Origin of the sequence: Lysobacter sp. M2-1 (assembly GCF_022662495.1) — a bacterium.
Lineage (GTDB): Bacteria > Pseudomonadota > Gammaproteobacteria > Xanthomonadales > Xanthomonadaceae > JAKPBU01.
The window spans coordinates 470,201-496,889 of the sequence record NZ_JAKPBU010000001.1; the positions used below are offsets into that span (position 1 = coordinate 470,201).

Annotated in this window: 20 protein-coding genes, 1 tRNA gene and 1 pseudogene; 12 read left to right on the forward strand and 10 right to left on the reverse strand. The window is 68.6% G+C overall.

All coding sequences use genetic code 11. From position 1 onward, the window contains the following. Nucleotides 1–329 precede the first annotated feature (329 nt). The 4 genes from MC375_RS17660 to MC375_RS02080 all read right to left on the reverse strand — a co-directional run bounded on the left by MC375_RS17660 (nt 330) and on the right by MC375_RS02080 (nt 6,196). The gene (locus MC375_RS17660) at nt 330–1,493 is read right to left on the reverse strand and encodes a M23 family metallopeptidase (protein WP_277929270.1); all 1,164 of its coding nucleotides are present in this window, start codon (nt 1,491–1,493) and stop codon (nt 330–332) included. A gap of 174 nt (nt 1,494–1,667) precedes the next feature. Further along, complete coding sequence (locus tag MC375_RS02070) at nt 1,668–3,617, reverse strand: EAL domain-containing protein (protein ID WP_242101618.1); 1,950 nt, start codon at nt 3,615–3,617, stop codon at nt 1,668–1,670. Beyond that, complete coding sequence (locus tag MC375_RS02075; RefSeq protein ID WP_242101619.1) at nt 3,614–4,069, reverse strand: YfiR family protein; 456 nt, start codon at nt 4,067–4,069, stop codon at nt 3,614–3,616. The genes MC375_RS02070 and MC375_RS02075 overlap by 4 nt, the downstream gene beginning before the upstream one ends. A 45-nt stretch (nt 4,070–4,114) precedes the next feature. After that, on the reverse strand, nt 4,115–6,196 hold the full coding sequence (locus MC375_RS02080; RefSeq protein ID WP_242101620.1) for a TonB-dependent receptor: 2,082 nt from the start codon (nt 6,194–6,196) through the stop codon (nt 4,115–4,117). 454 nt (nt 6,197–6,650) lie between these two features. On the opposite strand from MC375_RS02080, the gene MC375_RS02085 reads away from it, so the two are divergent. After that, nucleotides 6,651–8,567: an MFS transporter gene (locus MC375_RS02085; RefSeq protein WP_242101621.1), complete on the forward strand. Its 1,917-nt coding sequence runs from the start codon at nt 6,651–6,653 to the stop codon at nt 8,565–8,567. 125 nt (nt 8,568–8,692) lie between these two features. Here the strand turns inward: MC375_RS02085 and nudC are convergent, their stop codons facing one another. From nudC to MC375_RS02100, 3 genes are all read right to left on the reverse strand, one after another. Beyond that, nucleotides 8,693–9,586, reverse strand: coding sequence for an NAD(+) diphosphatase (gene nudC, locus MC375_RS02090; RefSeq protein ID WP_242101622.1), 894 nt, complete (start codon nt 9,584–9,586; stop codon nt 8,693–8,695). 25 nt (nt 9,587–9,611) lie between these two features. Further along, nucleotides 9,612–9,998 (reverse strand): iron-sulfur cluster insertion protein ErpA, encoded by a 387-nt coding sequence (erpA, locus tag MC375_RS02095; RefSeq protein ID WP_242101623.1) that lies wholly within the window; start codon nt 9,996–9,998, stop codon nt 9,612–9,614. A 92-nt stretch (nt 9,999–10,090) separates the two neighbouring features. Further along, nucleotides 10,091–10,819 (reverse strand): DUF6776 family protein, encoded by a 729-nt coding sequence (locus MC375_RS02100; protein WP_242101624.1) that lies wholly within the window; start codon nt 10,817–10,819, stop codon nt 10,091–10,093. Between the two features lie 99 nt (nt 10,820–10,918). Here MC375_RS02100 and MC375_RS02105 point away from each other — a divergent pair, with 99 nt between their 5' ends. The 3 genes from MC375_RS02105 to MC375_RS02115 all read left to right on the forward strand — a co-directional run bounded on the left by MC375_RS02105 (nt 10,919) and on the right by MC375_RS02115 (nt 15,785). After that, nucleotides 10,919–11,506 carry a DUF4126 domain-containing protein gene (locus MC375_RS02105; RefSeq protein ID WP_242101625.1) on the forward strand — a complete coding sequence of 196 codons (588 nt, stop codon included), beginning with the start codon at nt 10,919–10,921 and terminating at the stop codon, nt 11,504–11,506. Nucleotides 11,507–11,601: 95 nt separating this feature from the next. Beyond that, nucleotides 11,602–13,260: an EAL domain-containing protein gene (locus tag MC375_RS02110; RefSeq protein ID WP_242101626.1), complete on the forward strand. Its 1,659-nt coding sequence runs from the start codon at nt 11,602–11,604 to the stop codon at nt 13,258–13,260. Between the two features lie 116 nt (nt 13,261–13,376). Then, nucleotides 13,377–15,785 carry a hybrid sensor histidine kinase/response regulator gene (locus MC375_RS02115; protein WP_242101627.1) on the forward strand — a complete coding sequence of 803 codons (2,409 nt, stop codon included), beginning with the start codon at nt 13,377–13,379 and terminating at the stop codon, nt 15,783–15,785. Between the two features lie 11 nt (nt 15,786–15,796). Here the strand turns inward: MC375_RS02115 and bfr are convergent, their stop codons facing one another. The 3 genes and pseudogenes from bfr to MC375_RS02130 form a co-directional block, all read right to left on the reverse strand. Then, nucleotides 15,797–16,267: a bacterioferritin gene (gene bfr, locus MC375_RS02120; RefSeq protein WP_242101628.1), complete on the reverse strand. Its 471-nt coding sequence runs from the start codon at nt 16,265–16,267 to the stop codon at nt 15,797–15,799. A gap of 120 nt (nt 16,268–16,387) precedes the next feature. Then, nucleotides 16,388–16,597, reverse strand: a complete 210-nt coding sequence (locus MC375_RS02125; RefSeq protein ID WP_242102930.1) for a bacterioferritin-associated ferredoxin — start codon at nt 16,595–16,597, stop codon at nt 16,388–16,390. A gap of 210 nt (nt 16,598–16,807) precedes the next feature. Then, nucleotides 16,808–17,320: pseudogene (locus MC375_RS02130) on the reverse strand (RNA pyrophosphohydrolase); the annotation flags it as partial. Nucleotides 17,321–17,461: 141 nt separating this feature from the next. Between MC375_RS02130 and MC375_RS02135 the strand changes: the two are divergent. The 8 genes from MC375_RS02135 (at nt 17,462) to MC375_RS02170 (ending at nt 26,681) form a co-directional block, all read left to right on the forward strand. Further along, nucleotides 17,462–17,538 (forward strand) — tRNA-Met (locus tag MC375_RS02135). 213 nt (nt 17,539–17,751) lie between these two features. Beyond that, the gene (gene hemN, locus MC375_RS02140) at nt 17,752–19,155 is read left to right on the forward strand and encodes an oxygen-independent coproporphyrinogen III oxidase (protein ID WP_242101629.1); all 1,404 of its coding nucleotides are present in this window, start codon (nt 17,752–17,754) and stop codon (nt 19,153–19,155) included. 19 nt (nt 19,156–19,174) lie between these two features. Then, nucleotides 19,175–19,927, forward strand: a complete 753-nt coding sequence (locus tag MC375_RS02145) for a helix-turn-helix domain-containing protein (RefSeq protein ID WP_242101630.1) — start codon at nt 19,175–19,177, stop codon at nt 19,925–19,927. A gap of 194 nt (nt 19,928–20,121) precedes the next feature. After that, complete coding sequence (locus tag MC375_RS02150; RefSeq protein WP_242101631.1) at nt 20,122–22,449, forward strand: nitric-oxide reductase large subunit; 2,328 nt, start codon at nt 20,122–20,124, stop codon at nt 22,447–22,449. A 57-nt stretch (nt 22,450–22,506) separates the two neighbouring features. Continuing rightward, entirely contained in the window at nt 22,507–22,746 is a 240-nt protein-coding gene (locus MC375_RS02155) for a hypothetical protein (protein WP_242101632.1), read from the forward strand. A gap of 3 nt (nt 22,747–22,749) precedes the next feature. Further along, nucleotides 22,750–23,961, forward strand: a complete 1,212-nt coding sequence (locus MC375_RS02160) for an NnrS family protein (protein ID WP_242101633.1) — start codon at nt 22,750–22,752, stop codon at nt 23,959–23,961. Continuing rightward, nucleotides 23,958–24,359 carry a SirB2 family protein gene (locus MC375_RS02165; RefSeq protein WP_242101634.1) on the forward strand — a complete coding sequence of 134 codons (402 nt, stop codon included), beginning with the start codon at nt 23,958–23,960 and terminating at the stop codon, nt 24,357–24,359. Before MC375_RS02160 ends, MC375_RS02165 begins: the two co-directional genes overlap by 4 nt. A gap of 387 nt (nt 24,360–24,746) precedes the next feature. Then, nucleotides 24,747–26,681, forward strand: a complete 1,935-nt coding sequence (locus tag MC375_RS02170; RefSeq protein ID WP_242101635.1) for a pyridoxal-dependent decarboxylase — start codon at nt 24,747–24,749, stop codon at nt 26,679–26,681. Nucleotides 26,682–26,689: the final 8 nt, after the last annotated feature.

Below are 26,689 nucleotides of genomic sequence, written 5' to 3' on the forward strand. Positions count from 1 at the left end.
TGATAGGTGCATCGCGGCAATGACGGGCGCGACGGCCGGCCCCGCGTCGCTGCGGACGCCAGGCCACCACGATCGGCGCGAACGCTCGCCCGGGATGCAGTTCCATTGCGGAAGCTGCTCAATCAGCGGAGCCGGGCAGCAGGGGGACGGCCGTTGACGTGGCACCAGTGACAACGCACTCACCGACGCCGGCGGCCATGGGAGATGGAAGGTCCGGAGGTGTTCCGACGAACGGCGCATCGGCGCCCCGCCAGCCTGCCGCCGGCGCGCCGGGCGCGATGCCGCGATACGCGCGCGTCCGCGAACGGGCGTAGGCACAACCGCCGCGTTCAGTCCCCCGCGATCACTACGTCGCCGTTCTGCAGTGGTCGCGGCCCGTCGGAGTTCGCGACCTCGATCCGCTCGAAGGCGGGAATCAGCGCCGCGCAGAGCAGGACGTTAGGGCGGTCGCAGACCTGGAAGTGGAGATGCGGCTCGGTGGAGTTGCCGGAGGAACCCAGCTGGCCGATTACCTGGCCTGCAGTCAACTTGTCGCCGGGCTTTACCCGGACGCTGCCGGGTTTGAGGTGCGCGTAGACCGAATATTCGCTGCCGCCGTGGTCCAGCACCACCGATTCACCGGCCATGCCGACGTCGCCTTCTGCCATGTTCGTGGCCTGTTGCGCGCCGACGCGGCCGAAATAGGCCTGCATGCTTTCACCGGGCTCGCGCAGCAGCGGCGCAAGCTCCTTCGCGCCGGTGATGACCGAGCTCACCACGCCATCGGCCGCGGCCACCACGTCGGCACCGTAGGCATGGAACTGGGTGTTCTGCCTGCCGCCGTCGCGATAGGTGCGGCCGTCGGCACCGGCCTTGACGATGTCCAGTGCGAATTCCTCCGGCACGCCCCAGCGGTGGGTGCCGTGGAAGCTCGCGCCTGCGATGGTCCACGGACCGCCGGCGAGCGGCCAGCGGAAGACGGTGCGCGAGGTGGCCGGATCGATGCGCAGCGACGCGGCCGCCTCGGGCGCGTTGGAAAGCGCACGCACGCGCAGTGCGTCGCGCGTGCCCTTCCAGGCGAACACCTGCTGCATGACCAGCAAGGCTTCGCCCGGCGCCAGCGTGGCGCTTGCCGCGAGCTTGCGTTGCTGCAGCAGGCGGCCGTCGCAGAACTGGAAGGCAAGCATTTCGACCATGCCCTGGTCCTGCAGGCCCTTGCCAGACTGCGCGGCGGCGGTCAGCGTGGCCGCATCCAGGCTGCGGCGATCGACGACCGCGCCGTCGCGTAGCAGCTCGATCTCCAGCGCACGCAGGGTCACCGGCGTATCGCCCACATTGACGATCGCGGCGTTCTGCAGCAGCAGGCTCTGCACGCCGCGCAGGCTGTCCAGCGGATAGGTCCGCACCGTCTGTTCCGGACAGAAGCGGATCTCAAGCCCGGCCGCCCGGGCAGCGGCCAGCGGCGCGAGGCCGAGCAGCAGGGCAATGATCAGCAACGCATATCGGCTGTACATATGGCACCTCGTTGGGAACCCGGTCGCCCTACGCGCACGTGGCGCGTCCGCGCATTGCTTGGCTGAGTCGGATGGTTCGACACCGGACGGTAGTCGAACCAACGCGGGCCCACATGTGCTGCCGGCCAGGTGCAATGGAACGCCGGGATACCCGGCCGGGGATTGCCGGCCGGATCAGGCCTTGTGGGGCACCGGCACCAGTCCGTTGTCGAGACGCCGCTGCCGCGCGCGCGTCGGGGAGGCATGGTTGGCATCCGCGGCCTCCGCTTCGACGCGTGCAAGCAGGAACGCGGTCATCTCCTCGCTCACCAGTGGCTTCGACAGCAGATGGCCCTGCACCACGTCACAGCCGGCGCGGCGCAGGAAGTCGAGCTGATATTCGTTCTCGACGCCTTCCGCGACAACGCTCAGGCCCAGGCTGTGCGCCATGGCGAGGATCGCGGTGGTGATCGCCTCGCCGTCGCCGGGGATCGCGCGCACGAAGCTCATGTCGATCTTGAGTTTCCCGATCGGCAGCCGCTGCAGGTAGGCGAGCGACGAATACCCCGTGCCGAAGTCGTCGATCGCCAGCCGGATGCCCTTGTCGCGGATCCTGCGCATGAAGCGGATGTTGCGATCGGTGTCGTCGAACAGCAGGCTTTCGGTGATCTCCAGCTCAAGCTGCTCGGGCGAGCCTCCGGTACGCTCCAGCGTCGTGGCGATGAAGTCGACGAAATCCTCATCGCGCGCCTGGCGCGCGGACACGTTCACCGCCATGCGCAGGCCCTCGATCCCCTGCTCCCGCCACAGCTGCGCCTGCCGCGCGGCCCGACGGATCACCCAGCGGCCGAGCGGGACGATGAGCCCGCTCTCCTCGGCGATCGAAACGATTTCCGACGCGGGAACCCAGCCGAGTTCTGGATGCGGCCACCGCACCAGGGCCTCGACTCCGACCACGTGCAGGGAATGCGGTTCGGCCTGCGGCTGGTAGTGCAGACGCAGTTCGTTCTGCTCGATCGCCTTGCGCAGGTCGATCTGGATCCGGTGGCGACGCTGCATCTCGTCGTTCATCTCGCCGCGGAACAGTTCGAAGCTGTTCTTGCCGTTGCGCTTGGCGCGGTACATCGCCGCGTCGGCATTGCTGGTCAGCACTTTCAGATCGCGGGCATCGTCGGGATACATGCCGATGCCGCAGCTGACGCTGGCGTGGATCTCCTGGCTGCCGAGCTGGAACGGCTGGCGGAACGCGGCCAGGATGCGCTCGGCGACCGCCAGCACCTCCATCGACGACGACACCGGAAACAGCGTGATCGCGAATTCGTCGCCGCCGATGCGGAAGATCGCGTCGCTGCGGCGCAGCATGTCGAACAGGCGCTGCGCGACCTGCTTGAGCAGGTCGTCGCCGAAATGATGGCCGAGGGTGTCGTTGACGGCTTTGAAATTGTCCAGATCGAGCATCAGCAGCGCCATCCGCGCCTCCGGCTCGTCGTGCAGCCGTTTCGCCATCAGCCGCAGGTGTTCGTTGAACGCATTGCGGTTCAACTGCCCGGTGACCGGATCGAAATGCGCGAGTTCGTCCAGGCGCGCCTCCGCGGTGCGGACCTCGCGGCGCATCCGCTGCACCAGCGGATAGCTGATCGCCAGTGCGCCGGCGCCCGCCAGCACGAACAGGCCCGCGAACGCGAGCAGGCCGCGATAAAGACGATCGTAGCTGGACCGCATGACCACGTGACCGACGGTGCGCCCTTCCAGAACCACCGGATCGGCGATGACGAAGCCGTTGAAGCCGCCTTGATAGCCGGTGCGCGGCAACGCGCGCAGCGCGCGCTGGTCGCCGCGACGGTATTCCGCCAGGCGCTGTCCATCGTTGGTGAAGAGCGCCGCGGCCTCGAGGTCGGGCAGCGGCCGGAGTGCGTTCAGCGTTTCGGTGCCGGCGTCGGCGTCTTCGAACATCAGCACCGCCGCGCTGTTGAGTCCGAGGACATGGGCCTGCGCGCGCATGTCCTCGATCAGCTCCCGCCGGATGGAGAAGAATTGCAGCGTCAGCAGCAGCGCCCCTGCGACCGCCAGCGCCGCGATGACGGTGGCGAAATTGGCGATCACCGCGGTGCGCCCGATCCGCGTGTTGCCCTTCCGGAGGTTCATTGCACGCGCCTCGCAACCCGCAGCAGCTTGGAACTCAACGACAGTCGCCGCGCCTTTGCGCGGGTGACGTCGACATCGAAACGGATGCGGTCGCCTTCGCGCAACAGCTTGATCACGGCGTCGGCGCAGGCGCTGGGCGGCCCGTCGCACACGGTCAGCGCGCCCGCGGCGGCGGCCTCCTCTGGTAGGACGCGCGAATACAGGACGACATGGCAGCGGTCGGCTTGTCCGGCCGAACCGGTCACGGCGATCTGGTGGCCGGCGACGGTCTTGTTCTGCAGCCGCCGCAATGCCTCCAGCTGACGTTCGTCCGGGGGCGCGCAGATCAGCAGCTTCTGCCCTTCGACGAGCGTGTCCGACGGCCATTCTGTGAACAACGCGAAGTTGTAGACGAAGGCTGCTTTGAGCTCCGCTTCCGACACCTGTGCGTGGCTGGTCAGGGCGGCGGCCAACGCTGCCGCCGTAGTCAAGACGATGAGCACTCGACGCAGCACCGGTCAGAAGCCGTAGGTCGCGCGCAACAGGAAGGTGCGGCCATCCTGCTCGATCGCGTTCTGCACGAACGACGGTCCCGCGGGATCCGCGTAGCGCTCGTCGAACAGGTTGTAGACGCTGCCCTGCAACTCCAGGCCCGGCACCGGCAGGCGCCAGGTCAGGGTGAGGTTGGCCAGGGTGTAGGCATCGACCGGCCCGTACTCGGCATCGCGCGACCCGAGGTAACGCGCTTCCAGCCCTGCCAGCAGCCGGTCGTCCGCGAGCGGAACGATCAGGTTCAGCGCGGCCGCGTGCCGCGGCGAATTGATCGGCGTTTCGCTGCCGCCATCCTTGACGCGCGCATAGCCGTAGCTGGCGCGAAGCGACGCGCCGCCGCGCCAACGATGGTCGCCGCTCAGCTCGATGCCGGTGGCGTTCGCGCGGTCGAAGTTCTCGAAGATCAGTGGACCGCTGTCCTGCTGATTCGCGACGACCTGGGTAATCAGGCCGGAAATGCGATAGCGGTAGACCGACGCCTGCCATTGCGTCCGCGCGCCGAGCTGCTGCGACCACACGATCTCGCTCGAACGGATGCGCTCGGGCCCCAGCGCCGGATTGGCCAGCTGCGAGCCGTCTGCTTCGACGTCTCCGCTGTGGTAGTAGAGCTCGTAGGCATTTGGCGAGCGGTACGCGCTACCGTGGATCAGCTTGAGCGTGGCGTCCGGCGACCAGCGCTGGATCAGCGCGACGCGCGGGCTGAAGTTGCCGCCGCTGACCGAGTCGTGGTCGAAGCGGACTCCGGCGTTGAGCAGCAGGTCCTCGCGCAACGCAACCTCGTCCTGGATCAGCACGCCGGCCCGCAGCGCGTGGCGCTCGTCGGCAAGGTAGCTCGCGTAGGGCGACTCGTCGTAGCTGTACTGGTCGCGCTTCCTGTCGAACTGCGCGTCGACCCCGAACACCAGCTTGTGGCCGGCGAGCGCGGTGGTCACCGCATGCGCGCCGACGCCGATCCAGCGCGCCCGGCCGATGTCCCGGCTCAGGCCGTCGGTGGGTGCGCCGTAGGCGAACGCACCGCGGTAATCGTAGGCACCGAACAGCACGTGCGCCGCGGTTTCGGTGGTCGCGCTCGGCCGCGCGCGATAGTGCGCGCCGAGCAGGCTCCATTCGTCGCTCTCGCGCGAACGGGGATCGTTGAACGACTGCAGATAGGCCGCGGTCGGCGTGCCCTTCTCGCGGCTGGAGTGGACCAGCGACAGGCCGAATGCGCCGCGTTCGGCCTTGAGGAACAACCGGCGCACGCGCTCGTGGTCGAGGCCCACGGCGACGCCGTTGTTGGTTTCGGGCGTGTCGAATTCCGGGAAGTAGAGGTCGTCGCCGTCGACGTCGATCGCGCTGGCCGCGATCAGCAGGTCGCCGCCAGCACCGCTGAGACCATAGCGCGCCGAAAACCCGCGACGGCCGTTGCTACCGGCTTCCACCGCCGCCTGCGCGCCGCGATGGTCGTCGCCGCGCCTGGTGATCACGTTGATCACCCCGAAAAAGGCGTTGGATCCGAACACCGACGAGCCCGGGCCCGGGACGTACTCGATCCGCTCGATCAGCTCGATGCCCACCGGAAACTCGAGCCCCGCCGTGGCCTGCTCGTAGATCGGTTCGTTGAGCCGGTGGCCATCGACCAGGAGCAGGAAGCGGCTGCCGTAGTCGCCCGGGCGCAGGAATCCGCGCGCGCCCAGATAGGTGTAGCCGCGGTCGTAGCTGCTGAACAGACCCGGCAGGCTGCCAAGCGCATCGGCCAGGGTGCGCCAGCCGAAGGCGCGGATCTCTTCGGCGGTGATCACCCGCACCGCCGAGGGCGCATCGCTCGCGCTCTGCTCGAAACGCGACGCCGTGGACACGCGCACGTCCAGCAGCTGCTCGAGCGACAGATCGGCCAGGTCTGCGCCGACCGGCGATACGTCAGTCGCCGCGCTTCCCGCCTGCGCCTGCTCCGGGGCGCCGGCGGTCGCCGCGCCCGCCACGGCCAGCAGCATCGCCAGGGCCGCGCGCCGCGGCCAGCGGCCGCGGATGCAGATTCCCGCGATCGATTGATGTGCCCCTGAATGCATGGATCCGACGCCCTTCGACACGATGGCTGCCTGGTCCGTCGGAAGTGCCGCTGTCCGTCGGCCTGTCGGGCGCCTTCGCCGTGCCCGCAGGAGTCGCAACCCGTCACGGACGTGCGCGCACCATTTTCGATTTGTAACAGGCAAGCAGGATCCATGCCACGCTCGACCAGGCCGCCGCGCAATTTCAGCCGATGGCTGGGTGGAAGCGACGCACCGGTCTTCAGGTTCGCGGCCAGCCAAGCGCGGCGCGCCGACGTCGTCGTGACTTCGCGTTGGAATCGCAGGCCCCGATCCCGGACCGAGGCCGAGGACAGCTGCGACCGATCGAGCGCCGTACCGGGAATGGCAGTGCACAACGCCACGAAGTGGCGCTCCATCCGCGTGATTTTGCCCGCCAGCAGCGAAGCGTCCCCGCAACGCCTCTGCTAGGCTCGCGGCGCACATGGGAGGGGCGATGACGCAGGCCACGCACGGGCATTCGCAATTCGAGCTGCTGGGACAGCGCCGCTTCGCACCCTATTTCGTGGTCCAGCTGCTGGGCGCGTTCAACGACAACGTGTTCCGCCAGGCGATCATCGGCCTGCTGGGCTACATGGCCATCGACCAGGCGCAGCGCGGGCTGTACACCCAGCTGGCGCCGGCGATCTTCATCCTGCCCTACTTCCTGTTTTCCGCGCATGCCGGGCAGATCGCGGAGAAGCTGGAGAAATCGCGGCTGATCCGGATCACCACCGCGATGGAGATCGCGATCATGTCGCTGGCGGCGGTGGGCTTCCTGCTGCAGAACATGACCGTGCTGCTGGTGGCGCTGTTCGCCACCGGCGTGCAGAGCACGCTGTTCGGACCGGTGAAGTATTCGATCCTGCCGGCGGTGCTGCGGCCCGAGGAGCTGACCGGCGGCAATGGGCTGGTGGAGATGGGCACGTCGATCTCGATCCTGGTCGGCATGCTGTTCGGCGGGCTGATCTTCGCCGTGGCTGGCACGCATGGGCCGGTGGTGGCGGGCGTGTCGGTGGTGGCGCTGGCGGTCACTGGCAACCTGGTGAGCCGGATGATCCCGGCGGTGGCGGCGGGCGCGCCGGAGCTGCGCATCCGCTGGAACCCGGTGCCCGAATCGCTGGCGGTGTGGCGGCTGACCCGCCGGCAGCTTGCGGTGCGCAATGCGGTGCTGGGCGTGAGCTGGTTCTGGTTCACCGGCACGGTGCTGACCGGCAACCTGCCGGTCTATGCCGAGCAATACCTGGGCGGCACGCCGACGCTGTACGTGTTCGCGCTGGCGGTGTTCTCGGTGGGCGTGGGCGTCGGTTCGCTGCTGTGCGAGAAGCTATCCGGGCGGGTGGTGGAAATCGGCCTGGTACCGCTGGGCGCGTTCGGCATGAGCGCCTTCATCCTGGACCTGTACTTCGCGCAGCCGGTGGCCTCGACGATGCGAGGGCTGGACGTGTCGGGCTTCCTCGGGCAGCCGGGCAGCTGGCGGATCGTGATGGACCTGGCGGGGATTGGCCTGTTCTCCGGCTTCTTCGTGGTGCCGCTGTTCGCGCTGATCCAGAGCCGCACGCCGGGCAGCGAGCTCTCGCGGGTGATCGCGGGCATGAACATCCAGAACGCGGTGTTCATCGTGCTGGCCGCGGTGGGCGGGATCGCGCTGCAGCGCGTGCTGGGCTGGACCATCCCGCAGCTGTTCCTGGCGCTGGCGGTGGCGAGCGTGCTGGTGGCGGTGTGGATCTTCACGATCGTGCCCGAATTCCTGATGCGCTTCCTGAGCTGGCTGCTGGTGCGCACCCTGTACCGGCTGCGCGTGCGTGGGGTCGAAGCGAACGTGCCGGACGAAGGCCCCGCCCTGATCGTGTGCAACCACGTCAGCTACATGGACGCGCTGATCCTGGCGGCGAGCATCCCGCGGCCGGTGCGGTTCGTCATGTATTACCGGATCTTCAACATTCCGGTGATGTCGTGGATCTTCCGCACGGCCAGGGCGATCCCGATCGCATCGCCGAAGGAAGACCCGGAGCTGATGCAGCGCGCGTTCGATGAAGTCGACGCGGCGTTGGCCGAGGGCGAGATCGTGTGCATCTTCCCCGAGGGCAGGCTGACCCGGGACGGGGACATCGCGCCGTTCAAGTCGGGTGTGGAGCGCATCCTGCAGCGACGCCCGGTGCCGGTGGTGCCGATGGCACTGCGTGGCATGTGGGCCAGCATGTGGAGCCGACGCCACGCGTTCGATGAAACCAGCCGCCTGGGCCGCATGCGCGTGCCGCGCCGGTTCCGCGCGCATATCGACGCGGTGGCCGCGCCGCCGGTCGACGGAAGCCTCGCGACCGCGGAATTGCTCGAGGCCAAGGTGCGGGTGTTGCGGGGGAATGCGGCCTAGGTCGAGGTTGCGCCTCAAACCGTGCGGCGTGGGCGTCGGCCGCGTAGGGCCGACCTACGGTGGCGGTGCGTTGCGCGCGTAGGTCGAGCCTACGTCCCCGACGCAGAACGCCAGCGGATACGCGATTAGCCGGCGTACCAGGTTTCGATCAGCCAGCGGGAGATGGAGATCGACGGCGAGAGCTTCAGGCCGTCCTCGCCGGTTTCGCCGCGCATCGCCTGGCCGATCTGCTCGCGGGTGAACCAGCGGGCGTCCTCGAGTTCGTCGCCGATGCGGGGCACGTCGGGTTCTGCATCGGCCACGAAACCGAGCATCAGCGAACCGGGGAATGGCCACGGCTGCGAGGCCAGGTAGCGCGCGCTGCGCACGCGCACGCCCGATTCCTCCAGCACCTCACGCGCGACCGCCTGTTCCAGCGATTCGCCCGGTTCGACGAAGCCGGCCAGGGTGGAGTAGCGCTGCGGTGGCCATGGCGCCTGGCGCCCGAGCAGCAGGCGTTCGCCGTCGGTGACCGCGACGATGATCGCCGGGTCGGTGCGCGGGTAATGCTCGCTGCCACAGCGCGTGCAGCGGCCCTGCCAGCCGCCGCGCTGGAATGCGAGTTCGCCGCCACAGGCGCCGCAGTAGCGGTTGCGCGCGCGCCAGTGCAGCATCGCCCGCGCCTGCGCGAACAAGGTGGCCTGCCAGGCCGGCCAGTGCGCGGCGGCGCTGCGCAGATCGACGATGGCGGGGGCGGTGTCGTCGACCGCTTCGGCCGGCAGCGCGAACCACGCCTCGTCGCCGCGCAGGCCGAGGAAGATCGCAACGCCTGGTCCGCCGCCGACCTCGGCGCCACGCGGTGCGTGCAGGGCGTGGTCGGAGCCGGCCAGACTGCGACCGTCGGTATCGATCAGGATCACGCGCGCGTCCGGCCACAAGCCGGACAGGGCCGCAGCATCGTCGCGCAGCGCATCGCTGCGCTCGAGCGGTTCGGCGACGAAGGCGAAGGGAGCGACGGTCATGCCGCGATTATCGGGCATGCCCGGAAATGGGCGCCGCGACCGGTCAGACCGTGAACGAGGAGCCGCAGCCGCAGGTCGACTTGGCGTTGGGATTGCGGATCACGAACTGCGCGCCGTGCAGGCTTTCGGTGTAGTCGACGGCCGCGCCCATCAGGTACTGCAGGCTCAGCGGGTCGACCAGCAGGGTGACCTCGTCGGTGACGATGGCCAGGTCGTCCTCGCCCTGCTGCTCATCGAACTCGAAGCCGTACTGGAAGCCCGAACAGCCGCCGCCCTGGATGTAGACCCGCAGCTTGAGCGCTGCATTGCCTTCCTCGGCGATCAGCTCGCGCACCTTCGCCGCCGCCGCGGGGGTGAAATCCAGCGGGCGCTGCAGCGAAAGATAGTCCGGCGCCGATGCGGGGGGTGCGGCCTGGTTGAGCGTACTCATGCGCCAAGGATGGGGGGTGCCGCGATCGAATCCAAGTGCCGCGCCGCAGCGCGCTGGGAGACCCGCCGACGACTCAACGCGCTCAACCCCGCCTACTGCTGCCCCGGCGCCTGCGCCCCGGTCGCGTCCGCCCAGGTGAACGAGCGCTCCACCGCCGTCCCGCCCTTCGGCTGGAGCCGAACGATCACCCGTACCGGCTTGAATCCGGGCGGCAGCAGGACATCGCCTTCCACCCGCTGAAAATACTTGAACGAGTAGTCCACGCCCGGCGCGTCGGGCTGCTGGCGCAGCGAACTCCAGTCGAGCTGCTGCATGCGGCCATCGCGCGTGCCTTCCACGGACAGCGTCGCCCGGCCCTGGTTGATCGCGCCGCGGTTGAGGTTCTGGGTCAGGGTGGCGACGAAGTGCCAGGCCTGCGCATCCTGCGGTTTGAGGCTGAGTGCGTGCACCGTCAACCCGCGCCGCTGGCCGGTGGCACCGACGAAGCGTTCGTAGAAGGCCACATCGGCACGCAGGCCGGCGATTTCCTCGTCGCGCTCGGCCAGCGTGCCCTGCAGCGCGGTGTTCGCGTTGCGACTGATCTGGTCGGAGCGGGTGAGGTTGGCGACGTTCTGCTCCAGCGCGGCAATGCGCTCGCGCTGCTCCTCGAGTTGCGCGGACGCATCCCCGGGCGCGGGCGCGAACACCTTCCACAGGCCCCAGGCGCCGAAGACCAGCGCCAGCAGGAAGACCGCGATGACGGTGTAGGCCAGGCCATGGCCCTGGTGGCGCTCCGGTGCCGGCTTGCCCACGGCTTCCGGTGGCGGCGAAGGCTCGTTCATCTTCGAACGTATAGCGAGCCGGTCGCGCATGCGTCAAGCCGGCCATCCGGTTAGAGTCCCCGCGTGCGGCCGGTCCGGCCGGGTTGTGGAGAGGGCGCCATGTCCGAGGCCCATCTGTTCGCGATTGGCGTACTGCTGGCGTGGCTGGCGGGAATCCGGGTCTATCTGACGGTGTTCGGCGTGGGCCTGGCCGGCGCGCTCGGCTGGCTGGAGCTGCCCCAGGCACTGGAAGTGGCGCAATCGCCGTGGGTGCTGGGCGTCTCCGGCGCGCTGGCGGTCGCCGAATTCTTCGCCGACAAGATCCCGGGCGTGGATTCGGGCTGGGACCTGCTGCATACGCTGCTGCGCGTTCCTGCGGGCGCATTCCTGGCCGCGGCGACGCTCTCTCCGGACACCGGCGGTGACCTCAGCGCGGGCATGCTGGCGACCGGGGCCGGCGTCGCGCTGACCAGCCACCTGCTCAAGGCCGGTTCGCGCGCGCTGCTCAACACCTCGCCAGAGCCGGTGAGCAACTGGACCGCCTCGATTACCGAAGACGTCGCGGTGGTGGGCGGACTGGCCCTGGCCTTCACCTATCCGTGGATCGCGCTGGCGATCGTGGTCGGGCTGAGCGTGGGCTTCGCGCTGTTCGTGTGGTGGCTCTGGCGCAAGTTGTTCCGACGCGCGCCGCGGGCGCAGGCCGGCTGATCTTCACCTGGCCTGCATGCCGTGACGACCGGCCGCCCGTATCATCCTTTCCCGTTATGCCTCGAACACAGGACGAACGCGGACAGGGGAATGGGATGACGGTGGAGGAGTACACGTCCGGCGCAGCGATCGAGCCGGGTGGCCCCGATGCCGAAGATCCCTACCGCGTGCTCATCGTCGAGGACGACCGTAGCCAGGCGCTGTTCGCCGAGAGCGTGCTGCACGGTGCGGGCATACGCACCTTGTGGGTGGCCAAAGCCGATGAGCTGATTCCGGCCCTCGACGCCTTCGCACCGGACCTGGTGCTGATGGATCTGCACCTTCCGGATTCCAACGGCACCCAGCTGACCGCGGCCATTCGCGGCCAACCGGAGCATGCGCATCTTCCGATCGTGTTCCTGACCGGCGATCCGGACCCGGAAACCGAATTCCGCGCGCTCGATTGCGGCGCCGACGATTTCCTGAGCAAGCCGATCCGTCCGCGCCATTTGATCTCCGCCGTACTGAACCGGGTCAAGCGTGCGCGGGCCGCACGCCCCACCAAGGGCGACGGCCGCGATCCGTTGACCGGACTGTCGCGCCGCGACCGGATCCTGCCGCGACTTGCGCAGGCGCCCGGCGCCCTGCTGGTGGAAGTGCAGCACCTGGCCGCGCTGCAGCAGCGCCTGGGCTATACCGGCAGCGAGAACGCGCTGCGCGCAGCGGGCAAGCTGCTGGCCGCACTGGCGCCCGAGGCCGCACGCCTCAACGACGCCAGCTTCCTGGTCCTGAGCGATGAGGGGGGCCAGGACGCGCTGGCCGGGTTCGCGCGACGGATCCGCGACGGCCTGTCGCAACCGATCGAGCATGAAGGCCTGCCGCTGCGCCTGCGCGCCGCGGTCGGCTATGTGGCCCAGGCCGATTCGGGCGACGATCCGATCGACGCGCTGGAGCAGGCCCTGCGCCGTGCACGCAGCGAAGCTGCCGGCATCGCCGGCTTCCAGCCGCGCGAGGGGGTGATCGTCGAACCCGGACACGCCTCGGCGCTGCGCGATGCGCTGGAACACGACCGGTTCGAACTGGCCTTCCAGCCGATCGCTGCGGTGGCCGGCGGAGACGAGGCGCAGTTCCAGGTCCTGCTGCGTCTGCGCGACGACCACGGCGAGATGCTCACCGCGGGCCAGATCATCGCCCGCGCCGAGGCGGCGGAGCTGCTGGGCGCAGTCGATCGCTGGGTGATCGAACACGCGCTCGCGCTGCTCGCGCGGCCCGACGGACCCAAATGCCTGTTCGTGTCGCAATCCCCGCAGGCGATCGCCGAGGATCCGCATGGCGAATGGCTGCGCCAGGCATTGAGCGACCGTGGCGTCGACCCGGGCGCGCTGATCATCGACCTGCGCCTGGACGATGCGCTGGTGCATGCGCTGGCGGTGGCCGAATTCTGCGAGCACCTCGCGCCGCACGGCGTGCGCTTCTGCCTGGGCCATTACGTGCATGGCGACGAAGCCGCGGCGCTGCTGCAACGCCTGCCGCTGGCCTATGTCCGGCTGGCGCCGCGCTATTCGCAGCTCGATGCCGATCCGGCCCTGCCCAGCGAATTGCACGCCCTGGTCGCCGCCGCACATGCCGCGGGCCTGCGCGTGATCGGCTCGCGGGTCGAAAGCCCGTCCGCGGCGGCCACCCTGTGGATGAGCGGCATCGACTACATCCAGGGCAATCTGGTACAAGGCGCAGGCAAGGATCTCGACTTCGACTTCCACCACTCGGTGTTGTAGCGGTGGGGTCCGGGCCGATGATGATCGTGGGGGACGATCATGTGGAGACACCCGGAAACGCGAAGCGCAATGCGGATGCGACGTCGATGACGTCAACACGCACGAGCGCGCCATCGATGCCACGCACGCCGGCGCCCGTCGCACGGCCGGGGTGGCAACCATGGCTCGCCTTCGCCGCGGCCTGCGGCGTGGGCGCGGCACTCCTGCTCGAACACAGCGGCCCCGCGGGGCCCTGGCAGCAGGCGGCGCTGTGGCTGGCCGGCGGCACCCTGCTGTGCCTGGCAGCCTATCTGGCGGTGTTGCAACGGCGCGAACGCGACAGCGTGACGCGCGCGCGGCATGGCGAAGCCACCGTGTCCGCGCTGCAGCGCGAGATCGACCGGCATACCGAGCTGGAGAACCAGCTGCTGCAGGCCAAGCAGGTGGCCGAAGCCGCGGCGATGGCGAAAGGCGAATTCCTGGCCACCATGAGCCACGAAATCCGCACCCCGCTCAACGGCGTGCTGCCGATGCTCGACCTGCTGCTGCACGCCCAGCTCGCGCCCGACCACAAGGAACTGGTGCGCACCGCCTTCGCGTCCTCGCAGCAGCTGCTGCGGATCGTCGACGACATCCTGGACTACTCCAAGCTGGAAGCCGAACGCCTGGTACTGGAGAGCACCGCCTTCAACCTGCGCGAACTGCTCGACACCGTGCTGGAGATGATGGAGCGTCCGGCCGAGGCCAAGGGCCTGCGCCTGCACCTGCAGATCGATTCGAACGTGCGCCTGCCGGTGCGCGCCGATCCGGTGCGGCTGCGCCAGGTGCTCGCCAATCTGGTCGGCAACGCGATCAAGTTCACCGAGCGCGGCACGGTCACGGTGGCGGTGCGCAAGCTGAGCGAGACCGCGGCGCAGCACCGGCTGCGCTTCGAGGTGCGCGATACCGGCATCGGGATCGAGCCGGCCGCGCAGGCGCGCCTGTTCCAGGCGTTCAGCCAGGCGGACGCCTCGACCACGCGCCTGTACGGCGGCACCGGCCTGGGGCTGGCGATCTGCAAGCGCATCGTGGAACTGATGGACGGGCGGATCGGAGTCGAGTCCGAGCCGCGGCACGGCTCGACGTTCTGGTTCGAGGTCCCGGTGCTCAAGGTGCACGGCGACATCACGGCGCCGGACGCCGCCAGCGCCGGCGAGCGCCTGATGCTGATCAGCAACGATGCGCGCCTGCGCTCGCGCCTGGGCATGCTGCTGCCCAACTGGGGCTTCCGCGTGAGCATGGTGGAAACCACCCAGGAAGCGCTGGACCGCCTGCGTACCGGGGCCAGCAAGGGCAGTCCATGGTCTTACACCGTGGTCCTGGCCGATTTGACGGGCATGCGCAGCACCGCGCTTTCGCTACGCCGCAACCTCGAACGGCAGGCAGTTTTTGGCAACGTGCGCCTGGTGTGCCTGTACGGCGACGACGATGTGCCGGAGGAACTGCGGCGCAACACCACCCTGCTCAGCCGCCAGGCACCCGATCCGGACCTGCGCCAGGCGCTGTTGGCGCGCCCTGCCGCCGGCGCGAGCGAACACATTGCCGTGCCGCAACGTACCGGCGATGCCGCTGCATCGATCCGCAACGCGCGGGTGCTGCTGGTGGAGGACAATCCGGTCAACCTGATGGTCGGACAGCGCCTGTTGGGCGTGCTCGGTGTGAACTGCGACACCGCCGGCAACGGCGAAGCCGCGCTCATGCGGATGTCCGCCTCGCGTTACGACCTGGTGCTGATGGACTGCCAGATGCCGGTGCTCGACGGCTACGCCGCGACCCGGCAGTGGCGGGAGAACGAAGCCGCCGGCGGGCCTGCACGGCGTCTGCCGATCGTGGCCATGACCGCGAACGCGATGGCCGGCGACCGTCAGAAGTGCCTCGATGCCGGGATGGACGACTACCTCGCCAAACCGGTCACCCGGGCCGAACTCGAGCGTTGCCTGCACCGCTGGTGCACCCCGCGGTCCGCGCCCGCCAATGACGCCAACGCCGGCCCGGCGAGCACGCACGTCCGCGGCGCAGGCGCTCCGGGGCTGATGGCCGCGATGCCGCCCGCGCCCACGCCGATCTCATCCGCAGCCCCCCGGGAGCCTCCCGTGACGGCGCCCACATCCTCCCCGGAGGCTTCCGCGATGCCAACGCCCGGCTCGGACAACCCAGCAGATGCGGCGCTGGACGTTGCGGTGCTCGACGAACTACGCGAAGTGCTCGGCAGCGACGTGCGGGCGCTGATCGATGTGTTCCTGGACGATGCCCCGCAGCTCATCGCAGACCTGGAAACCGCGGCGACACGGCCGGATTACCCCCTGCTTTATCAGGCTGCGCATTCGCTCAAGTCATCCAGCGCCAATCTGGGCGCGATGAGCCTGTCGGCCGCCGCGAAACGGATCGAACTGGGCGCGCGCGCCGAGGCGCTGGACCGGCCGGCTGTCGCGGTGACCCTGCTGGCGGGCGAATTCGAGCGCGCGCGCGATGCGCTGCGCGCATACCTGCACAGCGCATTCGCGTAACGACCTGGCGCTCAGTCCTCGAGCTTGGTCTGCAGGTAGTTCTGCTCGCCCAGGCGGGCGATCAGGCCGAGCTGGGTCTCGATCCAGTCGATGTGCTCTTCCTCGGATTCGAGGATCTCGGCGAACAGTTCGCGACTGACGTAATCGCCGACGCCTTCGCAGTACGCGATCGCAGCCTTCAGGTCGGGCACCGCTTCCAGCTCCAGCGCCAGGTCGCATTCGAGCAGCTCGCGCGGGCCTTCGCCGATCCGGAGTTTGCCCAGCGCCTGGAAATTCGGCAGGCCATCGAGAAACAGGATCCGCTCGGCGAGCTTGTCGGCATGCTTCATCTCGTCGATCGATTCCTTGTACTCGTGCTCGGCCAGTTCCTTCAGCCCCCAGTTCTTGAGCATCTTGGCGTGCAGGAAATACTGGTTGATCGCGGTCAGCTCGTTGTAGAGCGCCTTATTGAGGTGCTGGATGACGCCTGCATCGCCTTTCATGTGCGCGGTTCCGTTGCGGCCGATGGCGCGACTCTAGCGAGTGCGCGCGCGCAATGGCGAAACGCGAATCGAATGCATTCGCGTGCAGGCGGATTCAATGGCCACCGGCGCAGCCGGCGGTCAGGCTGCGTGCGAGAGCACCGGCAGGGGCAGCGGCACGGTCCTGGCGCCGTGGACCTGCGCGAGCACTTCGCTCGCCGCATCCAGGCAACTGCCGCAGTTCGCCCCCACGCCGGTGCGCATGGTCAGCTCGGACACGCTGTGGCAGCCGGCTTCGGCGACTTCGCGGATCTGGCGTTCGGTGACGCCGTGGCAGAGGCAGACGTACACGGTGGTGGCAGGCCGGTAGGGAACCCGCCTAGTGTCGCCGTGAATGAGAATGATTGTCAATCACCCGCCTGAATGCCGGTCCGGCGCGGGTACCCGAAGACCGGCTCAGCCCTGATTGGAGTCGGACTGGTTCGGCCCGGACCGGCCCCCCGGGCGCCCGCTCGGGCGCGGCCGTCCATGCGCGCGCCATCGACGCGGGTCCACGCCACGGCGTTCCGGGCCCAGTGGCGGGATCGCCTGGCCGCCCGCGACCTGGCGGGCGAACGGCGCCAGATGCCGCAGCGCGCTCATGTAGACCCCGCGCTTGAACGTGACCACGTGCTCCAGCGGGTACCAGAAATCGACCCAGCGCCAGTGGTCGAACTCCGGCTTCTCGGTCAGGTCCAGGCGCAGGTCGCGCTCCTGGCCGGTGAACTGCAACAGGAACCAGACCTGCTTCTGGCCGATGCACAGCAGCTTCTCGTGGCGCCGGATCGCCCGTTGCGGCAGGCGGTAGCGCAGCCAGCCGGGGGTGACGCCGAGCACGGCCACGTGGTCCGGGAGTAGCCCGGTTTCCTCGCGCAGCTCGCGGTACATGGCCTCCAGCGGGGTCTCGTCGGTATTCATCCCGCCCTGCGGGAACTGCCAACCGTCGCGACGCACGCGCCTGGCCCAGAACACCCGACCATCCGGGTGCATCAACACGATGCCGACATTGGGTCGGTAACCGTCCGGATCGATCACGATGCGGACTCCGAAATCTACTGTGTCCGACTCTGCCACGGCCGGCGCGGGGGGACAAGCCATGCGCCCGTCGATTGACGCAGCCGGAGGCCCAGCGCAGAATGCGCGGCTCGCCGAAGGCCGGAGCCTTCCGCAGCCCACGGCTATGTAGCTCAGCCGGTTAGAGCACAGCACTCATAATGCTGGGGTCGGTGGTTCGAGTCCACCCATAGCCACCACTGCCAGGCGACCTGACCCCGCGGACTTGCGGGGTTCTTTGTGCCTCAAGGCCGCAGTTTCCGATCAGGGTGGCCGCCGCCGGGCCCGCTCGTTCTCGATACGCGCCTCCCGGCCGCCACGCGTCCCGGCTGCGGACACGACGCCTGCTCGGGCACCGGCGCATTTGACGCCAGTCAAGGCGCGACCCGGGAACACGCCCTACCGTGCGGTCCATGGCAACCGACACCACCGGCCTCGATCCCGACCTGCTGCGCCGTTACGACCGGCCGGGTCCGCGCTACACCTCCTACCCCACGGCGCCGCAGTTCCACGCCGGCTTCGGCGAGGCCGCGCTGCGCGAGGCGGCCACCGCGAGCAACGGCGATCCCATCCCGCGCCGGCTGTCGCTGTACGTGCACGTCCCGTTCTGCGCCAGCCCCTGCTTCTACTGCGGCTGCAACCGCATCATCACCCGCGACAAGGCCCGGGGCGAAGCGTATCTGGCCCGGCTCTACCGCGAGATCGCGCTGACCGCGCAACTGTTCGACCGCGATCGGGAAGTGATCCAGCTGCATTTCGGCGGCGGCACGCCCAACTTCCTCACCCCGCAGCAACTGCGCGAGGTCGTGGACACCCTGCGCAGCCATTTCCACTTCTCCAGCGCGCGCGAACGCGATATCTCGATCGAGCTGGACCCGCGCTTCGTCTCGCCCGAGGACATCGCGGTGCTGGCCGACATCGGCTTCAACCGCGCCAGCTTCGGCGTTCAGGATTTCGACCCGGACGTGCAGGCGGCGGTCAACCGCATCCAGAGCGTGGAAGAAACCCGGGCGGTGGTGGATGCCTGTCGCGCCAACCGCTTCCGCTCGGTCAACGTGGATCTGATCTACGGCCTGCCCAAGCAGAACCACGAGGGCTTTGCGCGCACGCTGGACATCGTCACCGACATGCGTCCGGACCGGATCGCGGTGTACAGCTATGCGCACCTGCCGCAGCTGTTCAAGCCGCAGCGACAGATCGTGGCCGAAGACCTGCCGGATGCCGAAACCAAGCTGGGGCTGCTGCAGCTGGCGATCACGAAACTGACCACGGCCGGCTATGTCTACATCGGCATGGATCATTTCGCCCTGCCCGACGACGATCTGGCCACCGCCCAGGCGCGCGGTGGCCTGCACCGCAACTTCATGGGCTACACCACCCACGCCGACAGCGACCTGATCGGGCTCGGCGTGAGTGCGATCAGTCATATCGGCGACAGCTTCAGCCAGAACCCGCGCGACCTGCCGAGCTGGCAGATCGCGCTCGACGAAGGCCGGCTGCCGGTGTTCCGCGGCATGCGCCTGGACGAGGACGACCAGCTGCGCGCCGACCTGATCCAGGCGCTGATGTGCCAGGGCGAGGTGCCGGTGCGTGCGCTGGAGCGGCGCTACGCCATCGACTTCGACGACTACTTCGCCGATGCCATCGCCAAGCTGCAGCCCCTGGCCGAGGACGGCCTGGTACGGCTGGAGCCCGACCGGATCGCGGTCACGTCGCGCGGACGGCTGCTGTTGCGTAACATCGCCATGTGCTTCGACCGATACCTGGACCAGCCTGCAGCCCCTGTCGCCTCGCCGCGCTTCTCGCGCGCGATCTGAGCCGACCCAGGAGCGTTGCTTGAACGACGCGGCGTTCCCGCGGAACGACTCGCGCACGCTGGCCGACGACGGCGACGCCCTGCACTTCTGTTCCACCTGCGCGTTCTCGCAGGCATGCCTGGCCGAAGGCATGGACAAGCGATCGCTGATGGACCTGCATGTGCTGGTCGAACACGTGGGTCCGTTCCATGCGGGCGAACACATCTTCCGTGAAGGCGATCCGTTTGAAGCGATCGCCGCGGTGCGCGCGGGCACGGTCAAGACCTATGTGATCGATCGCGACGGGCGCGAACACGTGCTCGGCTTCCATTTGCCGGGCGAGGTGATCGGCCTGAATGCGATCGATGGCGAGCACTATCCGTGCAATGCGATCGCGCTCGACACGGTGATGCTGTGCCGCTTCTCGTTCCCGAAGATCGCGGTGCTGGCGACACGCCTGCCCGGCCTGCAGCGACAGCTGTTCCGCCTGCTGAGCCGCGACATCGGCCGCGCAGCGCTGCTGGCGGGCGACTGGTCCGCCGACCAGCGCATGGCCGCCTTCCTGATCGGGCTGTCGCGCAGGCTGTCGGCACGCGGCTTCTCTCCCAACCGCTTCCAGCTGACGATGGCGCGCACCGACATCGCCAATTACCTGCGTCTGGCACCGGAAACGGTCAGCCGCGTGTTGCGCCGACTCCAGGAAGACGGACTGCTGCAGGTGGACCGGCGCGAGCTGCAGATCCTGCAGCGCGAGCAGCTCGAGGCGCTGGCGGGGCCGGTTCTACGAGACTGACCTGCGCGACTGACCTACTACGACGGCATGCGTACTTGACGTGAGTCACTGATCCGCACGATTGACCCGCAGCCGCCTTCCTCGACACGGCCGTTTTACACGGCTCGATGCACGGTCGAGGCACGCTTGATTTGCGTCAAGGCACCCGTGTACACGCGGACCGACCATACGCAGGACGCAATAGGAGTACCGACATGAGCAATACCAGGAAGCTTTGGCTTGGCTTGGGAGCCTTGCTCGTCATCTCGTTCGGGGTGCTGCTGTGGGCCGGAGGCGAGATCTTCCGCGCCGCGCCGCCCATGCCCGAACGCGTGGTGAGCGAGAGCGGCCAGCTGGTCTATACCCGTGCCGACATCGAGCGCGGCCGCCAGGTCTGGCAGTCGATGGGCGGCATGCAGCTGGGCTCGATCTGGGGCCACGGCGGCTACGTCGCACCGGACTGGAGCGCGGACTGGCTGCATCGCGAGGCGGTCGGCGTGCTGGACCTGTGGGCGCGCAGCGAAGGCGCACCGACCTATGCGCAACTGCCGGAGGAGCGGCAGGCCGCATTGCGCGGGCGCCTGAAGCAGGTCATGCGGACCAATACCTACGATGCGGACACCGGCACGATCACGCTGCCGCAGGACCGCGTCGCCGCGCTGTCGAACGTGGCCGCGCACTACGAAAGCCTGTTCGGCAACGATCCGGCCACCGCCGAGCTTCGCGAAGCCTACGCGATGAAGAACAACACCGTTCCCGACGCCGACCACCGGCGCGCGCTGACCGGCTTCTTCTGGTGGACGGCATGGGCCGCCGGCACCGAGCGCCCGCACGAAGCGGGCGATGCACTGGTGCCGGACAAGACCGGCGAACCCGACAATCAAGTGACCTACACGAACAACTGGCCCAGCGAGCCGCTGATCGGCAACACGCCGCCGGCGCCGCTGTGGCTGTGGTCGGCCTTCAGCGTGCTGTTCCTGCTCGCGGGCATCGCCCTGCTGGGTTGGCATCACGCGCGTGCGCATGCCGCCGGCGAGCCACCGCACCAGATCCCGGCGAGCGACCCGATGGCCACCCTGCGGGTGACGCCGTCGATGCGCGCCACCGCGAAATACTTCTGGGTGGTGCTGGCGCTGTTCCTGGTGCAGATCCTGCTGGGCGCGATCACCGCGCACTACCAGGTCGAAGGCCAGAAGGCCTACGGCTTCATGCTCTCCGACGTGCTGCCCTACTCGATCACGCGCACCTGGCATACCCAGCTGGCGGTGCTGTGGATCGCGGTGGCATGGCTGGGCACGGGCCTGTACATCGCACCGGCCATGTCCGGGCACGAACCGAAGTTCCAGCGGCTCGGCGTCAATTTCCTGTGGGTCTGCCTGCTGGTGATCGTGGTCGGCTCGTTCGCCGGACAGTGGCTGGCGGTGATGCAGAAGCTCGGCCTGGAACACAACTTCTGGTTCGGGCACCAGGGCTGGGAATACGCCGACATGGGCCGGTTCTGGCAATGGTTCCTGTTCATCGGTTTGTTGCTGTGGCTGACCCTGGTCGGCCGCGCGCTGTGGCCGGTTCTGCGCGGTCCGCAGACCGATACCAAGACGATCGTCGGCCTGCTGTTCCTGTCCACGGTATGCATCGGCCTGTTCTTCGCCGCCGCGCTGATGTGGGGCGAGCACACCCACATCTCCGAGGTCGAGTATTGGCGCTGGTGGCTGGTGCACCTGTGGGTGGAGGGCTTCTTCGAGGTGTTCGCAACCGCGGTGATGGCATTGATCTTCACCCGCCTGGGGCTGATCGAAACCAAGACGGCCTCGGTCGCGGTGCTGTTCGCCACGATCGTGTTCATGGCCGGCGGCGTGCTGGGCACGCTGCACCACCTGTATTTCGTCGGCACGCCGACCGCGGTGGTGGCGCTGGGCGCGAGCTTCAGCGCGCTGGAGGTGGTACCGCTGGCCTATATCGGCTTCGAGGCCTATCACACCTACAAGCTTGGCAAGGCCACGCCCTGGATGGTGCGCTACCGCTGGCCGATCCTGTTCTTCATTTCGGTGTCGTTCTGGAACCTGGTCGGCGCGGGCCTGTTCGGCTTCCTGATCAATCCGCCGCTGTCGCTGTACTTCATGCAGGGCCTGAACCTGACCCCGCTGCATGGCCATACCGCGCTGTTCGGCGTGTACGGCATGCTCGGCATCGCGCTGGTGCTGTTCTGCATGCGCGGGTTGCGTGGACAGATGCTGTGGGACACCCGCGCGCTGAAGGTAGCGTTCTGGTCGTTCAACATCGGCCTGGCGATGATGGCGCTGCTGACCCTGCTGCCGCTGGGGACGATGCAGCTGCTGGCCGCGATCGAGCACGGCTACTACTACGCGCGCTCGGCGGAATTCATGCAGAAGCCGATCGTCGACATGCTCATCTGGATGCGCGTGCCGGGCGATACCGTGTTCAGCGTGGGCGCGTTGGCGCTGGGCTGGTTCATGCTGCGGCTGTGGGTGGCGCCCCGGCGCGATCCAGCGCTCGAAGGCCAGACCGAAGGTATCGAACGCTGAACCTGACGACGGCCCGGCGCCGCCGGGCCGCTCCCCACCCCACACGGGCCAAAGACCATGCAATTCACCCTACGTATCCACGGCGAGGCGCCGGACCTCGCGGCGATCTCGCGCGAACTGGCCACGCTCGATCCGGCCGCACTGATCGATATCGACGCACGCGGGCAGGCCGTGCGCATCGCCACCTCCGCAACCGAAGCCGAGCTGCGCAGCAGCCTGCGGCGGGCCGGCATGCCCGCAGCGCCGCACGATCTCACCCAGCTTCCGTCGGAATGCTGCGGCGGTTGCGGCGGCTGACGGGTGGCGTCTTCGGTCTCACCGCGCCTGCTGGCGCAGGCACCGCACCGGCTGATGTTCTTCGTCGGCGCCAGCAACGTGCTGCTGGCGATGCTGTGGTGGGCGGCCTGGCTGGTATCGGTACGGTGGCCGCAGTTCCAGATGCCGCAGCCGCAGCCCTATGCGGGTTGGCTGCATGCGTTCGTGATGCAGTACCAGGTGCTGGCGAGCTTCATCTTCGGTTTCCTGCTGACGGTCTTTCCGCGCTGGATGGGCCTGCCCGAATTCGAGCGCTGGCGCTACGTGCCGGTGGGCCTGGGGCTGTTCGGCGGGCAGCTGGCAACGCTGCTGGGCGCGATGGGTTGGGAGGCCGGCATCACGGTCGGGCTGCTGCTGACCCTGGCCGGATGGATCGCCGTGCTGGCGACGCTCGCACCGCTGCTGTGGCGGGAAACCGGCACCACCTGGCACGCACGCTCGTGCTTCGCGGCGCTGGTGCTGGGCCTGTTCGGGCTGCTCGCCTGGATCGCGTTCGTGCTGGGCGCTGCGCCGATCTGGGCCTTCGCGGCCATCAAGATCGGCAGCTTCGGGCTCCTGCTGCCGGTGTACTTCACCGTCGCGCACCGCATGTTCCCGTTCTTCGCCGGTAGCGCGGTGCCCGGCTACGTGGCATGGAGGCCATTGTGGCTCCTCGCCGGGTTCTGGACGCTGGCCCTGCTGCATCTGGTGCTCGAAATCGCGCACGCCTACACCTGGCTCTGGGTCGCCGACGTCCCACTGTTCGTGCTGCTGTTGACCGTGCTGTGGCGCTGGTGGCCGCGTGGACCGGCGCCGGGCATCCTGACCGTGCTGTTCCTGGGCCTGACCTGGCTACCGCTGGCCTTCGCGCTGTACGCCTTCCAGAGCATCGCCTATCAATTGACGGGCGAGTTCCTGCTCGGGCGCGCGCCGGCGCATGCGCTGTTCGTCGGCTTCTTCGGCAGCATCCTCGTGGCGATGGTCACGCGGGTCACGCAGGGACATTCCGGCCGCAAGCTGGTCATGCCGGCGGCGGCGTGGTTCGCATTCGTCGCGATCCAGCTGGTGGCGGTGATGCGGGTGTTCGCCGAAGTGATGCCGGACGGCATGGCCTGGCAGGCGGCCGCGGCGATCGGCTGGGTGGTGGCGCTGACGCCGTGGCTGATCCGCATCGGGCGGATCTATCTCTCGCCACGCCTGGACGGGAAGCCGGGATGATCGAGTTCTATTCGCAGATCAAGCAGTTCCACATCATCGTCGCGCTGCTCAGCGGCGCTTTGTTCTCCCTGCGCGGCGCGTTTGTGCTGGGCGGCGCACGCTGGCCAATGGCATTGCCGGTGAAGTGGCTCAGCTACGCCATCGACACCGCACTGCTCACGGCGGCGCTGATGCTGCTCACCATCCTGCCCGGCGCGATGTTCGCCAACGGCTGGCTGACGGTGAAGGTGACCCTGATCGTGGTGTACGTGGCGCTGGGTGTGTTCGCGCTGCGGCGGGGTCGTACCCGGCGCATGCGTGCGCTTTGCTATGTGCTGGCGCTCATGGTGTTCGGGACGATCTACAGCATCGCCCGCGCCCATCACCCGATGGGGATCCTGCTGCGCCTGTCCGGCTGAGCGTAGGCGCAGTCCTCCGCGCATCCGCATCCGTCCGTCGACCCGGTGCCGGCCGCACAGCCGGCACCGCTGTCCAGGCCTGCCGCGTCCAGGGCTTCGAGCAGGCGCCCCGCACACTGCGGGCAGCACTCGAGTTCGGTCATTTCCGCCCGCATTGCGCACATCGCCGCGTCTCCTCCAGTTTCGATGCCCTACCGTGCACGCGTCGAGGCGGCACGGCCCTGATCCTGGTCAAGCACGCGGCCGCACAGCGCTCCTGCCCCAAGGCGCGCATCTGACTCAGATCAATGCCCCGGGGCGGCGGGTGCCGGAGCATGGCGGCATTCGGACGCATCGTCCGCAACCGTCGTCCGGAACCGCCATGCGCGCTCCGACGGAGCCACGCACATGAGCACCGGCCAGGTTCCACTCGACCGCCACGCACTCGATGCGTGCTTCCTGGGCCCCTACGGCGAGAACGACACACTGCTGGAAAAGCTGGTGATCGAGTTCCTGCGCGACCACGTCTACTGGCGGCGCAACTTCCATCCCGAGGATCCGCCTGCGATCCCCACCCGCGCCACGCAGCATCCGTCGTACCAGGCGTTCGAGGCGCGCATGCGCCGGGAGCTGCATGCGCTGTCGGCGGCGCTGAAGAAGTCGGTGCCGTTCCACAGCCCGCGCTACATCGGGCACATGGCCTCCGACCTGCTGCTGCCGGGGCTGGTGGCGCAGATGCTGACCCTGCCGTACAACCCGAACAACGTCAGCGAGGACGCCGCGCCCGTCACGGTCGAGATGGAAGTGCGGGCCGGGCTGCAACTGGCACGCATGTTCGGCTACGTCGATGACCCGACCCGCCCGGACTGCGCCTTCGGCCACCTCACCTCCGGCGGCACGCTCGCGAACTACCAGGCGCTGCGGCTGGCGCTGGCGTTGAAGGCGTTTCCGGTCGCACTGCGCGCCGCGCGGGTGCCACTGGAACTGCCGGACGACGACTGGGCGGCGTTCAACCTCGGCCACGACGGCGCGATCGCATTGCTCGATCGCTGGCATGCATGGCTGGGCACCCTCGCACCGCGCGAGCGAAGACTGTGGCAGACCCTCGTGCAGGCCGAACGCCTGGAGCATCTGGGCCTGGTCGACTTCTTCGCCCGCCGCCCCCGGCTGCAAGCCCCCAAGGTGCTGGCCCCGGTCACCGCGCACTACTCCTGGAGCAAGGGCATGAAGCTGCTCGGCCTGGGACGGGCGCAGCTGGAACTGCTACCCGAGTGCGGCATGCGCCTGGATATCGACGCACTGCACGACGCGCTCGAACGCTGCCTGCGCGAGCGCCAGCCCGTGCTGCTGGCGGTCGCCGTGCTCGGCACCACCGAATACGGCACCGTCGATCCGGTCGATGGCGTCGTTGCCGCACGTGCGGCGATGCAGGCGCATGGCCTGGGCTTCGGCGTGCACGTCGACGCCGCCTGGGGCGGATATCTGGCGACGCTGTTCCGCAATCCGGACGGCAGCCTGCGCACGCGCGACGAAGTCGGCGCCGGCTACGCCCGTTTCCCGCAGCCCGAAGTGCATGCCGCCTTCGCCGCACTGGGCGCAACCGACTCGATCACCGTCGATCCGCACAAGCTCGGCTACTTGCCCTACGGGGCCGGCGCGTTCGTTTGTCGCGACCAGCGCGCGATGGCACTGCTGGCCGAGGAAGCCGACTACGTGTTCGACGGCGAGGCGGCGCCCGATTACATGGCGCGCTACCGACGCCTGGGCCAGTTCATCCCGGAAGGTTCCAAATCCGGCGCAGCAGCCGCCGCGGTGTATGTCATGCACCAGGTGCTTCCTCTGGACCATCTGAACTTCGGCCAGTTGCCGCGGCAGACGGTGCTCGCGGCCGAGGCCTTCGCCGATCGCGCGCAGGTGTTCGCCGCGGAGGTCGCGGACGTGGCCCACGCCTGCGTCCCCTTCGCGCCGGACAGCAACCTGGTGTGCCTGGCGCTCAACCCGGCAGGCAATCGCGATGCGGGCGCCGCCAGCGCCTTCGTGCGCCGGCTGCACGAAGAGCTGCGCTGCGATCCACGGCAGCCGCTGCAGCTGAAGGAGTTCTTCGGTTCGATCACCACCCTGCGCGCCGAGGCCATGGGCGAGGACGAGCTGGCGCGGATCGCGACCACGCTCGGTCTCGACCCCAACGGGTTCGACGGGGAGCGTCTGGTGATCCTGCGCCACACGCTGATGAATCCGTACCTGCTCGACGGCGAGAACGGCATCAGCTACGTCGACCGCTATTTCGGGTTCCTGGCGACGCGCGCGCGCGCGCTGCTGGCACCCGCGGTACGCGCGGCGTGAGCGCAACG